Annotated in this window: 10 protein-coding genes; 6 read left to right on the top strand and 4 right to left on the bottom strand. The window is 74.1% G+C overall.

All coding sequences use genetic code 11. The features are described from left to right. Nucleotide 1: 1 nt before the first annotated feature. From ACZ5DC_RS25875 to ACZ5DC_RS25860, 4 genes are read right to left on the bottom strand one after another with little or no spacing between them, the layout of a single operon-like run. Nucleotides 2-256 (bottom strand): acyl carrier protein, encoded by a 255-nt coding sequence (locus tag ACZ5DC_RS25875; protein ID WP_366752238.1) that lies wholly within the window; start codon nucleotides 254-256, stop codon nucleotides 2-4. Continuing rightward, nucleotides 253-1,953, bottom strand: coding sequence for an acyl-CoA dehydrogenase (locus tag ACZ5DC_RS25870; RefSeq protein WP_468656470.1), 1,701 nt, complete (start codon nucleotides 1,951-1,953; stop codon nucleotides 253-255). The genes ACZ5DC_RS25875 and ACZ5DC_RS25870 overlap by 4 nt, the downstream gene beginning before the upstream one ends. Then, a complete protein-coding gene (locus tag ACZ5DC_RS25865; protein WP_468656468.1) occupies nucleotides 1,950-3,593 on the bottom strand; it encodes an acyl-CoA dehydrogenase in 1,644 nt (547 codons plus the stop codon). The genes ACZ5DC_RS25870 and ACZ5DC_RS25865 overlap by 4 nt, the downstream gene beginning before the upstream one ends. Further along, entirely contained in the window at nucleotides 3,590-5,371 is a 1,782-nt protein-coding gene (locus ACZ5DC_RS25860; RefSeq protein ID WP_468656466.1) for a fatty acyl-AMP ligase, read from the bottom strand. The genes ACZ5DC_RS25865 and ACZ5DC_RS25860 overlap by 4 nt, the downstream gene beginning before the upstream one ends. A gap of 230 nt (nucleotides 5,372-5,601) precedes the next feature. Here ACZ5DC_RS25860 and ACZ5DC_RS25855 point away from each other — a divergent pair, with 230 nt between their 5' ends. The 6 genes from ACZ5DC_RS25855 (at nucleotide 5,602) to ACZ5DC_RS25830 (ending at nucleotide 12,271) form a co-directional block, all read left to right on the top strand. Further along, a complete protein-coding gene (locus ACZ5DC_RS25855; protein ID WP_468656464.1) occupies nucleotides 5,602-6,564 on the top strand; it encodes an ABC transporter ATP-binding protein in 963 nt (320 codons plus the stop codon). Further along, complete coding sequence (locus ACZ5DC_RS25850; RefSeq protein ID WP_468656462.1) at nucleotides 6,561-7,361, top strand: ABC transporter permease; 801 nt, start codon at nucleotides 6,561-6,563, stop codon at nucleotides 7,359-7,361. The genes ACZ5DC_RS25855 and ACZ5DC_RS25850 overlap by 4 nt, the downstream gene beginning before the upstream one ends. 105 nt (nucleotides 7,362-7,466) lie before the next feature. Continuing rightward, nucleotides 7,467-8,171 (top strand): thioesterase II family protein, encoded by a 705-nt coding sequence (locus ACZ5DC_RS25845; RefSeq protein ID WP_468656460.1) that lies wholly within the window; start codon nucleotides 7,467-7,469, stop codon nucleotides 8,169-8,171. Between the two features lie 8 nt (nucleotides 8,172-8,179). Then, a complete protein-coding gene (locus ACZ5DC_RS25840) occupies nucleotides 8,180-9,004 on the top strand; it encodes an SDR family oxidoreductase (protein ID WP_366752231.1) in 825 nt (274 codons plus the stop codon). Between the two features lie 92 nt (nucleotides 9,005-9,096). Continuing rightward, nucleotides 9,097-11,688 (top strand): non-ribosomal peptide synthetase, encoded by a 2,592-nt coding sequence (locus ACZ5DC_RS25835; RefSeq protein ID WP_468656709.1) that lies wholly within the window; start codon nucleotides 9,097-9,099, stop codon nucleotides 11,686-11,688. A gap of 85 nt (nucleotides 11,689-11,773) precedes the next feature. Next, the gene (locus ACZ5DC_RS25830; RefSeq protein ID WP_225812527.1) at nucleotides 11,774-12,271 is read left to right on the top strand and encodes a peptidylprolyl isomerase; all 498 of its coding nucleotides are present in this window, start codon (nucleotides 11,774-11,776) and stop codon (nucleotides 12,269-12,271) included. Nucleotides 12,272-12,319 lie beyond the last annotated feature (48 nt).

Genomic DNA, 12,319 nt, shown 5'->3' with positions numbered 1-12,319 from the left:
GTCAGGCCTTCTCCTCGATGAGGGCGGTGATCGCCACGCCGAGCCGGTCGATGCTGGGGTGGTCCCAGGTCGTCTCGGGCGGCAGTACGAGGCCGAACTCGTCCTCGATGTCGGCGGAGACGGCGAGCGCGGTGAGCGAGTCCAGCCCGTACTCCGACAGGGGCACGGTGGTGTCGATCTCCTCGGGCGTGCGGCGCAGATAGGTCGCCACCCGCCCGGTCAGCCAGGCGCGGACGTCTTGGGTGCCAGAACTCATCGTGTGTTCTCTTCTCGGTGGAGCAGCGGGCGGGCGGCGAGGCCGAAGGAGCGGTGATCGCGGTGCCGGGCGAGGAGTTCGTCGAGGAGCGCGGCCTCGACCGGACCGGGGAGCGGGGAGGGCGTGCGGCTGCGGTGGCCGGCCGCCAGCACCCAGGCGGGGTCGGCCAGGAAGGGGTCGCCGGTGTGGCGCTGGACCTGGAGGCAGCAGATGCGGGTGAGCAGCGTGCTGTACCGGTCGGCCAGGTCGTAGGCGGCGGGAGAGGCGTCGACGCTCCATTCCGACACGGGCAGCGCGGCGCAGGCCCGGGCGAGTCCGCCGAGTTCGGCCAGGTCCGCCTCGCAGGCCGCCCGCAGGGGCCGGGCGGCGCCGTCCCAGGGTCCGTCCAGCGCCGCCGCCAGCGAGGCCGCGAGGGGGTCGCGGCCCCCGGCGTGCAGGGCCAGCCGGTCGTGGCGCAGCGCCGGCAGCTCCGCGTCCAGGGCGAACAGCGTGTCCGGGGCGGGGGCGCCGTCGGTCCACGAGCGTCGGGCGAGCAGCGGGAGCTGGGGCAGCAGGCTCATCTGGCAGGCGGCCCGGGCGATGTGCCCGAAGCCGACCGGCGCCAGGTCGCGCAGCAGCTTCTGGAAGATCGCGCTCGGGCCCTCGCGCAGGTAGAAGTGGGCGCCGAGCAGCTCGGCGAGCCGGTCCACGGCGTCCAGCAGCAGCTTGGACACGGTGTACTTGACCACCGCCGAGTAGACGCTCGCGGACCGCGGCAGCAGGTGCAGGGCGCGGGTGCCGACCGCGCCGACCGCCTCGGCCCGCAGCAGGTCGGCCAGGACACCGGCCAGGACGGAGCGGACGTGCGGGATGCCGATGGCGGGGCCGCCGTACAGGGTGCGGGACGACAGGTGGTCGACGGCGGTGCGCAGGGCGGTGTCCAGGACCCCGGAGGCCATGGCGGGCAGGGTGGTGCGGGTGATCTGGAGGGCCTTCAGGGCGGTCTCCAGTCCGCTGCCCGCCGGTCCGAGGACCGCCGAGCGGGGCACGCGGACGGCGTCGAACTCCAGACCGCCGAGCTGGAGGCCGCGCATGCCGGTGGTGCCGAACCGGGGCAGGTCGCGGATGCCGTCGCCGGGCAGGGCGGTGCGGTCGACCAGCACGAGGGAGTGGCTGCGGGGGCCCGGCCGGGGGTCGGTCCGGGCGAGGACGACCAGGGCCTGTGCCCGGCTGATGTTGGTGACGACCTCCTTGCGCCCGCTCAGCCGCAGGTGGTCGCCGTCGTCCGCCGCGGTGAACTCGGTCCCGGCCATGTCGTTGCCGTGGGCGAGTTCGTGGAACGCCACCGCGACCTTGTGGCCGCCGAGCAGCAGGTCCGCGACCCGCGCCGCCTGACCGGTGTCCCCGGCGGTCCAGACGTTGACCCCGGCGATGAACGAGCTGGCGCCGTAGCCGAGTCCGAGGACGGGGTCGCGGCGGTAGACGGTGCGCATCACCTCGACGAGGTGGTCGGCCCGGGTGAACCGGCCCCCGTACTCGGGCGGCACGAACTCCGCGTTGAGGCCGTAGGCGTCGAGGGCGTGCTCGCCGGCCTTCAGTGTCTCCCCGCGTTCGTCCGCTTCGAGGACCGCGCGGGTTCCGACGGGGTTGGCGGGGTCCGCGGGGTCGCCGAGGAGACGGTCCAGAGCCGCGGTGCGCTCGGGGACGAGAGGGGTCACAGGGCACCGTCCAGGAGGCTGAAGCCGGGGCCGGCCCAGTCGGTGAGGGTCTGGGCCAGCTCGTCGTAGGCCGGGTGGTCCGGCAGGTCGAGGAGGTGGGCGAGGCAGGCGCGCAGCCGGTGGGCGTCCTCGTCGGGGGCCCCGGCGCCGTGGCCGGGCCGGTGCAGGAAGAGGTGGAGGCAGGCGGCGGCCGCGTACAGGCGCTCGTAGCGTTCGGCGAGGGTGAAGGCGGTGCTGGGGAGTCCGCCGCCGACCGGTACGAAGCCGGCGAGGTCGGCCGCCAGTTCGCGGCCGCGTTCCCGTACGGCCTCGGCGAGCGCGGTCAGGCGTGGGTTGCCTCGCGCGCGGATCTCCTCGACGGCGGCGGGCAGGCTCTGTACGACGCTGCATCCGGTGGCCGAGACGAGGGTGAGCCGGGCCGGGTCGAACGGGGCCGGCGGGACGGCGGGGCCGGCCGCGGCGCGCACTCCCGCGGTGTCGGCGGTGCCCCGCCGCAGCAGCCGCCCCAGCCGGGGCATCTGGGTGAGCAGCGCCGTGCGGTTGACGACGGTGCTGCCGTCGAAGACGGCGCAGATGCGGTGGTCGCGCTCCAGTTTGGCGAAGCCGCCGCCGGGCGGCGAGGTGAGGAAGCCGCGGACGCCGAGGACCTCGGCGAGCCGGCCGAGCGTGTCCTGGACGGTGGTGGGCACGTACGCCTTGGCGATGGCGGAGGTGACGGAGAGCTCACCGGGCAGGGCGTGCACCGAGCGGGTGGCCAGGATGCTCACGGCCTCAGCGGTGAGCACGGCGGCGGCGGCCCTGCCGAGTGTCCGGCGGACGTGCGGGAGGGAGGCGAGCGGGCGTCCGTAGAGTGCGCGGCCGGTGGTGAAGTCCCGGACGAGCCGCAGGGCGTGGTCGGCGGCGCCCAGCGAGAGCCCGACGCAGGCGGTGCGGGTGAGCTGGAGGGACTTCAGGACGATGGTGATGCCGTCGCCGGGCCGGCCGATCAGCGCGTCGGCGGGGACCCGGGCGTCGCGCAGCACGAAGCCGCTGATGTCGGCGCCCCGGATGCCGTGCGTGCGGACCTTGGGGAGCACCTGCCAGGCGTCGGGCGGCAGGTGTGCGCGGTCGACGAGGAAGAGGCTGAAACCGCGGCCGCCGCCGGCGGGGTCGGTGCGGGCGAGCACACAGCCGAACCGGGCCCGGCCGGCGTTGTTGATCAGCCATTTCTCGCCGTCGAGCCGCCACTCGCCGTTCGCCGTGGCGGTGGCGGCGAGTTCTCCCGCCAGGAGGTCGCTGCCGTGGTCGCGTTCGGTCAGCCCCCAGCACACGGGGTCCCCCGCGCTGACCCGCTCCGCGAGCTTCCGGGTCTGCCGGGGCGAGCCGGCGATCCACACGGGTACGGACCCGAGGAACGTCTTGCCGTGCGCGATGGCCACCGTGAGATCGCGCCGGGCGACGGTCCGGATCAGCCCGACGAGCGCGGGGAAGTCGCTGTCCGGGGTGAGGACGTAGCCGGCGGGCAGCCCGGCGGCGTCCAGCACCGCGACGGCGTCGGCGGGGAACTCCTCGCGGGCGTCCAGCGCTTCCAGCGCCTCGGCGGACCAGGCGCCCGGCGCGTGCCCGGCGAGGAGCCGTTCGAGTGCGGCCGCCCCGATCACCGCGCCTCCTCGGGCGCGCGGGCGTCCAGGGCCGCGGTCAGGTGGGGGTCCTCGCTGACCAGCAGGGGGTCGAGGGCGCGTTCCAGATAGCGTGCGCGCATCGCGGAGCGCTCCACCTTGCCGCTGGTGGTACGGCGGATGCCGCCGGGCCTGAGCAGTACGACCGCGGCGACCGGCACGCCGAACTCCCGGGCCACGGTCAGTTTCACGGCCGCGGCCAGCTCGGTCATCCGCGCGGTGCCCCAGTGCCCCCTGATCTCGTGCAGGACGGCGACCGACTCCCGGGGGCCGGTGCCGTCGTCCCATCCGACGGTGAAGGCGGCACCGTGCAGCCCGCGCAGCTCCTCGTGCTGGGCGCGGAGTTCGGCCTCGATGTCCTGCGGGTGGATGTTGCGGCCGTGCAGGACCAGGACGTCCTTGCGGCGGCCGGTGACGAACAGGTCGCCGTCCAGCACTCCGCCGAGATCGCCGGTGCGCAGGAAGGGGCCCTGTCCGTCGGAGGTGACGGCGCCGAACACGGCCTCGGTGGCCTCGGCGTTGTCCCAGTAGCCGGCGGTCACGCTCGGCCCGCGCAGCCAGATCTCCCCGACGCGGCCGTCGGGCAGCACCTCGCCGGTGTCCGGGTCCACGACGCGGACCTGCGGGCCGATGCTCGTGCCGCAGCCCACCAGACGCCGGGCGGGGACGCCGGGTGCGGCACGGCGCAGGACGTTGCCCTCCAGCGCGGCCGTGTCCACGCCGGCCACGAGCGGCGGGCGACCGCCGCTGCCGGCGACCAGCAGCGTCGACTCGGCGAGCCCGTACATGGGGACGAGCGCGTCGGACGGGAACCCGGCGGCGGCGAAGCGTGCCGCGAAGCCGGTCACGGTGTCGGCGCGGACCGGTTCGGAGCCGTCGACGGCGGCGTGCACCCGGCTCAGGTCGAGGCCGGCGAGCTGTTCGCCGGTGACCCGGCGCAGGCACAGGTCGTAGCCGAAGTCGGGCGCGGCGGTGCCGTTGACGTCGTAGGCGTCCATCATCACCAGCCACTGGTGCGGACGGCGCAGGAAGGTCATGGGGTCCATCTGGACGTAGCCGGCGCAGCGCAGGACGCCGGGCAGCATCAGGCCGATCAGGCCCATGTCGTGGTAGAGGGGTATCCAGCCGCCGAGGCGGTGGCCGGGCCGCAGTCCGAGCGAACACACCACGGCGTCGACGTTGGTCAGCAGGTCGCGGTGGCGGACCATGACGCCCTTGGGGCTGCCGGTGGAGCCGGAGGTGTACTGGAGCAGCGCGAGGGCGCCGGGGTCGGCGGGCACCCGGGGACACCAGTCGCCGGGGGCGCCGTCCGTCTCGCCGGTCGCGTGCGGGAGCAGGTGGGTGAGACCTTCGTCGGCGGCCCACTTCTCCACCTCCGGCAGGCCGCGCCGGTCGCTCAGCACCACGGTGGCCCGCGCGTCCCGGGCGATCCGGGCCAGTCGCCGGCGCTCGTGCCGGTAGCGTCCGGGCAGCGGGCCGGGGACCGCGACCAGCCCGGCGTACAGGCACCCGAAGAACGCGGCGGTGAACTCGGTGCCCGGCGGGTACAGCAGCAGGACCCGGTCGCCGGGCTCCGTACGCCCCGCCAGCCACACCGCGATCCCGCGGGCCCGTGCGTCCAGCTCCGCGAAGGAGAGGGACTCGTGGTCCCGGGCCTGCGGGTCCCGCACGAAGGTGACCGCATCCCGGTCCGGGGCGTTCCCCGCGCGTTCCCTGAGAACGGACACGAGGTCGGCACCGGACAGCAGACCGCCATTCACGCGAAAAGCACCACCCTGATGTTCGGAAAGGTCCACTGACCGTGCCGGCACCCGGAATCACACCGGCCCCCGGCGACTGGAGACTATGCAGAAAGGAACTAGGGAAATCACTAGTCTCCGCCGCACCTGACCCGTCATCACCTGCAGGTTGCACCTTCCGGAAGGAACCTGCTACGTTCCGGCCGCACCACGTTTCTGCACGCAAGGACCAGAAAACGAGTGGGTCTCCCGTGAATCCCAAAGAAGACGGGCCGACGGTTGTCGTCGAGGGAATACAAAGAAGGCATAAAGACATCTGGGCTTTACGGGACGTCAGCCTTCACATATCCGCGGGCGAAATCCTCGCCCTGCTCGGCCCCAACGGGGCCGGCAAGACGACCCTCGTCCGCATCCTCAGCACCCTGCTGCGCCCCGACGCCGGCCACGCGAGAGTGGCCGGCTGGGACGTCGTGGCGCACCCCGCGCGGGTGCGTGCCGCGACCGGGCTGGCCGGGCAGTACTCGAGCGTCGACGGCTTGCTGACGGGGGCCGAGAACCTGTCCCTCGTCGCCCGGCTGCGCGGCATGGACCGGCGCGCGGCCCGGCGGACGGCCGGGGAGCTGCTCGACCGGTTCCGGCTCGCGGACAGCGCCGGCCGGCTGGTGAACACCTACTCCGGCGGTATGCGCCGGCGGCTGGACCTCGCCGCCTCCCTGGTGGCCTCTCCCCCGCTGATCATCCTGGACGAGCCGACGACCGGGCTGGACCCCGAGAGCAGGCTCGACACCTGGGACGCGGTCGGCGAACTGGCGGCGGGCGGCACCACCGTGCTGCTCACCACCCAGTACCTGGAGGAGGCCGACCGGCTCGCGGACCGGATCACGGTGATCGACCACGGCAGGGTCGTCGCGGCCGGGACCAGCGACACGCTGAAGTCCGCCGCCGGGAGCCGGCTCGTCATCGTGGTCGCCGAGGACCACGAGGTGCCGGCGGCCGTCCGGGCCGCGGCCGCCTGCGGTGGCCCGCCCTCGGTCGACCGCCGCTCCCGCCGGGTCGAGACGGCCGTCACGGGCGGGCAGTCCGCCCTGGCGCGGGCCCTGTCCGTCCTCGCGGACGAGGGGGTGGAGGCGCTGGAGGTGGGGCTGGGCCGTGCCACGCTCGACGACGTGTTCCTGGCCCTGACCGCCCGGCGCGACCCGGCGGTCACGCGGTGAACGCGCTGATCCGCGTCGGCCGCGAGGGCACCGACCTCGCCTGGCGCAACCTCCTCCATCTGCGCCGCACCCCGACCGCCCTGATGGGCAACCTGGTCGAGCCGGTCATGTTCGCGCTGCTCATCGGGTACGTCTTCGGCAACAGCCTGGGCGGGGCGGCGTACCGCGAGTACATGGTGGCGGGGCTGCTCGCGCAGACGGTGACCTTCAGCACCGCCGTCACGGCCCTCGGGCTGGCCAAGGACCTCCAGGAGGGCATGGTCGACCGGTTCCGGGCGCTGCCCATCTCCCGCGCGTCCCTGCTGCTCGGCCGGACCGTCGCCGACCTCGCCACGTGCTTCGCCGGCGTGCTGGTGACCTCCCTGTGCGGACTCGCGCTGGGCTGGCGGCCGCACAGCGGGGTGCCGCACGCCCTGGCGGGCTACGCGCTGCTCGTCCTCTTCGCCTTCGCCATGTCCTGGGTGGGTGCCTTCATCGGGGTCGTCGCGCCCAACGTCCAGGTCGCCGCGAGCCTCGGTCTGGTCTGGATGTTCCCGGCGAGCTTCGTCTCCTCCGGTTACGTCTCGACCGCCAGCCTGCCGGGACCGCTGGCCGCGGTCGCCGCGTGGAGTCCCATCACGGCGCTGTCGAACGCGCTGCGGGAGCAGTTCGGCACCCCCGTCCCGGCCGGGTTCTCCCGGCCGCACGGCTGGCCCGTGGACCACCCCGCCCCCTATCTGCTGCTGTGGTCCGCCGCGCTGATCGCGGTCTTCACGACCCTGGCGACCTCACGCTTCCGCAACAAGACGAGAGCGTGACGGTCATCCGCGGCCGACTCTCCGGTGAATTCGACGTGAATTCCACCCGTCGATTCCGCACGCCTCCTGCCCCGTCCGACCCGCCACTTCGGAAAGCGATCCACCGTGCCCCCAGAAAACCGACGCCCCACACTCGTCTGCCTGCCGTTCGCCGGAGCGGGCGCCTCCTTCTTCCGTCCCTGGTCGCAGTTGAACGACTCGCTGGAAATACTTCCGCTGCAACTTCCCGGACGCGAGCGCCTCATCGACACAGCCCCCTACCGGGAAGCCGGAGAAGCGGTCGAAGGGCTTTTCCGGGCCCTGGTCGAGCAACTCGGCGAGACACGCAGGCTGGCTCTTTTCGGCCACAGTCTCGGCGCGGTCCTCGCCTACGAACTCGCCCACCGCGTGGCCGCCGCACCGGATCTGGAGCTCCTGCGGCTGTTCGTCAGCGGCTCTCCCGAGCCCGGCACCCAGCGGCCGCGCCGGGCGACCGGGCTGCCCGACGACGCGTTCCTGGCCCGGGTCGGCGAGTTCGCCGGTTACAGCCACGAGGCGCTGGACGACCCGGAGATGCGGGAGATGATCCTGCCGACCCTGCGGGCCGACGTCGAACTGCACGAGAGCTACACGCCGAGCACGCACCGGCCGCTGGACGCCCCCGTCACCTCGATCCGCGGCACCGAGGACACCCTGGTCGGCTCCGACGACGCCGCCGGCTGGGCCAAGGTGGCCGGCCGGGACTTCGAGTACGTCGAGATACCCGGCGGCCACATGTACCTGACCGACCGCGCGCCGGCCCTGCTGCGGCTCATCGCCGGCAGTCTCTGAGGAGCGCCATGCGTCTGACCGGCAAGACCGCCGTCATCACCGGGGCCGCCCGCGGGCTCGGCCGGGCCACCGCGCTGGCCTGCGCCAGGGAGGGCGCCGACCTGGTCCTGCTCGACATCTGCGCCGACCTGCCCGGCGTGCCCTATCCGCTGGGCAGTCCCGGACAGCTCGAACACACCGCGGCCCTGTGCCGCGCCGAGGGCTCCGCCGTCCTGACGTACGCCGCCGACATCCGGGACACGGACGCGGTACGGCGGGCGGTGGCGGCCGCGCACGAACGGTTCGGCCGGATCGACGTCGTGGTCAACAACGCGGGAATCGCGGCGCCGTCCGGCAAGCGGGTCGACGAGATCAGCGAGGAGGAGTGGGCGCTGATGATCGACGTCGACCTCTCCGGGGCCTGGCGGGTGATCCGCGAGACCGGCCGGGCCCTGTGCGCCCAGCGCTCGGGCAGCATCGTCAACGTCGCCTCCACCGCCGGGCTGGTCGGCTACCGGCACTTCGCCGGGTACGTCGCGGCCAAGCACGGCCTCATCGGCCTCACCAAGGCCGCCGCGCTGGACTACGCGCCGATGAAGGTGCGGGTCAACGCCGTCTGCCCCGGTTCGGTCCGGGACGAGGCGTCGGCCGAGGGCCGCATGCTCGCCGAGATCGCCCGGGCGCTGGACGTCGCGCCCGGCGAGCACGAGCAGGCGTTCACGGAGGCGCAGCCCATGAACGCGCTGATCGAACCGGAGGACGTCGCCGCCGCCGTCGTCCACCTCGCCTCCGACGACACCCGGCAGGTGACCGGGTCCGTGCTCACCGTCGACGGCGGCTTCACCGCCCGCTGAGGCAGAAGGGACTTGCCGTGCAAGGCAACAGGGGCTCAGGGCCCGGGACGGGGGCGCGGTGCCACGCCGTCCTGGTCCCGATCGACGAACCGGTGGACACCTCCGCGCTCGGCGCGCGGCTGGCCGGCGTCCACGGCACCCGGCTGTGGGTGGAGGACCTGCCCGTGCCCTCCACCGGTCCTCGGGCGGAGCGCCGCCGCTCGCTGGAACTGCGCAGGCCCGCCGACACCGTACGCGGGGTGCTGCTGCGCTGGTCGGACGGCGTCACCGAACTGGTCCTGGTGGCGCGGCGGGATCTGCTCGACCGCGCGGCACTGCTGCGGCTGTCCACCGGGGCGGACCCCGGGCAGCCCGCCCAGCCCCCGCCGGCGGACGTGGCCGTGGCCGTATCCGGCCCCCCGTGGGGCCTGGGCGAGGAGAGTCCGGCGGATCCGGCGGGCTTCCGGATCGCCCTCACCGGCGACGCGCCCGGCGACGAGCGCGGCTGGCTGACCGCGCTCGCCGTCACCCTGCACCACTACGACCCCGGGCAGGCCCCGGTGATCGGCACGCTCCGGGGCGCGGTGACCGCGTCCCCGGACGGACCGCTGCGTTCCGTGGAGACCCTGCCGACGGACCGGCCCGCCTTCGCGGGGCTGCTGTTCGACGACGCGCCGGGCCCGGGGACGTACGTGCCGTGCCTGGCGCCGCCGTTCCCGCTGACCGTGTCGGTCTTCGAGGACGGCGACGGCCGGTGGCTGCGCTGCGATCACCTGCCCGGCCGCGTCGCCCCCCGGATGGCGCGGCAGTTCGTCCGGCATCTGGCCGAGGTGCACCGGCAGGTGCTGCGCGCCCCGGACCTGACGGTGGCGCGGACGGAGCTGCTGGACGAGGCGGAACGGGCCAGGGTCGTCGCGCTGGGGCGCCCGGCCGCCGATCCGGTCACCACCGCGCGGACGCTGCACGCGGCGTTCCGCCGGATCGCGGCAGCGGCCCCGGACGCGGAGGCCGTCCGCGACGGGACCGTGCGGCTGACCTACCGCCGGCTGGACGAGCGCTCGGACCGGCTGGCGTCCGGGCTGCGGGCACGCGGTGTACGGGACGGCGACCGGGTCGGGGTGTGCCTGGGGCGCACGGCCGACCTCGTGGTGACCCTGCTCGGCGTGCTCAAGGCGGGTGCCGCCTACGTGCCGACCGACCCGGCCTACCCCGCCGAGCGGCTGCTGCACACCGTGCGGGACGCGGGCCTCGGTGTCGTCGTCACGGACCTCGCGGAGTTCCCCGCGGGTTCCGGGGCCGAGGCCGTCTCCCCGGACGAGCTGGTCACGGCCGGCGAGGACGGGGCGCCGCGGTCGGCGGTGACGCCGGACGATCCGGCCTACGTCATCTACACCTCGGGGTCCACGGGCCGGCCCAAGGGGGTCGTGGTCCCGCACCGCAACCCCGTGGCGCTCCTCGACGCCACCCGTGAGGGGTTCGCGCTGGGCCCGTCGGACGTGTGGACGTTCTTCCACTCCGCCGCGTTCGACTTCTCCGTCTGGGAGATCTGGGGCGCCCTGCTGACCGGCGGCCGGATCGTCGTCGTCCCGTACGACGTCTCCCGGGAGCCGGACCGGTTCCGTGACCTGCTGGCGGCGGAGGGCGTCACCGTGCTCAGCCAGACGCCCTCCGCCTTCGCCCAGCTGCTGGACGTGGACCACACGGACCTGGCCGTCCGGCTCGTGGTCCTCGGCGGGGAACCGCTGGACGCGCGGATGCTGCTGCCGTGGTTCGACCGGCACCCGGAGTCCCGCTGCCGGGTGGTCAACATGTTCGGGATCACCGAGACGACCGTCCACGTCACCGCGCAGCCCCTCACCCGCCGGCTGGCCCTGGCCGCCACCCGTTCCGTCGGCACGGCGCTGCCCGGCTGGCACCTGTACGTGACCGGCCCGGACGGACGGCTGCTGCCGCCGGGGGTCGCCGGCGAGATCCGCGTCGGCGGCGCCGGGGTCGCCCTGGGCTACCTGGGCCAGGAGGAGCTGACCGCCCGGAGGTTCGTGCCCGATCCGTTCACCGGGGGCAGGATGTACCTCAGCGGCGACCTCGGGCGGTTGCGGCCGGACGGCACCCTGGACCACCTCGGCCGGCTGGACAACCAGGTCAAGGTGCGCGGTTTCCGGATCGAGCTGGACGAGATCCGCTCGGTGCTCCTGGAGGACCCGGGGGTCCGGGCAGCCGCCGTGGTGGTCCGCCGCGACGACCCGGCCGACGCGGCCACCGCGCGGATCGACGCGTACGTGGTGCTCACCGAGGACGGCGACACCTCCGCCCTCCAGGCGCGCGCCGCCGGCGTACTGCCCGCGTACATGGTGCCGGCGACGGTGACGGCGCTGCCCGCGCTGCCGCTGACCGCGAACGGCAAGCTCGACGCGTCCCGCCTGCCGGAGCCCGTCCTGACGCGGTCCGCCCGGCCGGACGCCCCGCCGCCGGCCGACGAGGGCCTCGCCGCCCGGCTGAGCGCGGTGTGGAGCAAGGTGCTGGGCGTGCCCGTCGGCCCCGACGACGACTTCTTCGAGCTCGGCGGCAACTCGCTGTTCGCCATCCGCATCGGCACGGCGATGCGCGCGGAGGGGCTGCCCGCCGTACGGCTGAGGGACCTGTACCGTCGGCCGACCGTCCGGGCGTTGCTCACGGAACTGGCCGCCGGGGAGGTGTCCGGCTGATGCGGGCACGCCGTGTCCCCCCGGCGGAACGGCCGGGGGGACCCGCCTGTGCGAGCGGTGCCCGGTGGAATGTCAGGATAGGGGCATGACGACCAAGGTCTACTTCGATATCACCATCAACGACGAGCCCGCCGGGCGGATCGTCTTCAACCTGTTCGACGACGTGGTTCCCAAGACGGCGGAGAACTTCCGCGCCCTGGCGACCGGCGAGAAGGGCTTCGGTTACGCGGGCTCCTCGTTCCACCGTGTCATCCCCGCCTTCATGCTCCAGGGCGGTGACTTCACCCGGGGCGACGGCACCGGCGGCAAGAGCATCTACGGCGAGAAGTTCGCCGACGAGAACTTCACCCTCAAGCACGACCGGCCGGGCCTGCTGTCCATGGCCAACGCGGGTCCGAACACCAACGGCTCGCAGTTCTTCATCACGACCATCGTGACCGACTGGCTCGACGGCAAGCACGTGGTGTTCGGCGAGGTGGCCGACACCCAGAGCATGGAGCTCGTCAAGCGGATCGAGTCCCTCGGCTCCTCCAGCGGCCGTACCTCCGCGAAGATCACCATCGCCGAGTCCGGCCAGCTCTGACCCGTCCGCCGCCGGGGTTGCCGAGGGTCGCTCACGCGACACGTCCTC

It is taken from the genome of Streptomyces sp. NPDC031445 (assembly GCF_055581365.1).
Note: the sequence above shows the minus strand (reverse complement) of the source record. Positions and strands in the feature narration are given on the sequence as shown.

Coding starts and splice junctions, on each gene's coding strand:
- ACZ5DC_RS25875 (WP_366752238.1), bottom strand. CDS start 256: ATGAGTTCTGGCACCCAAGACGTCCGCGCCTGGCTGACCGGGCGGGTG.
- ACZ5DC_RS25830 (WP_225812527.1), top strand. CDS start 11,774: ATGACGACCAAGGTCTACTTCGATATCACCATCAACGACGAGCCCGCC.
- ACZ5DC_RS25840 (WP_366752231.1), top strand. CDS start 8,180: ATGCGTCTGACCGGCAAGACCGCCGTCATCACCGGGGCCGCCCGCGGG.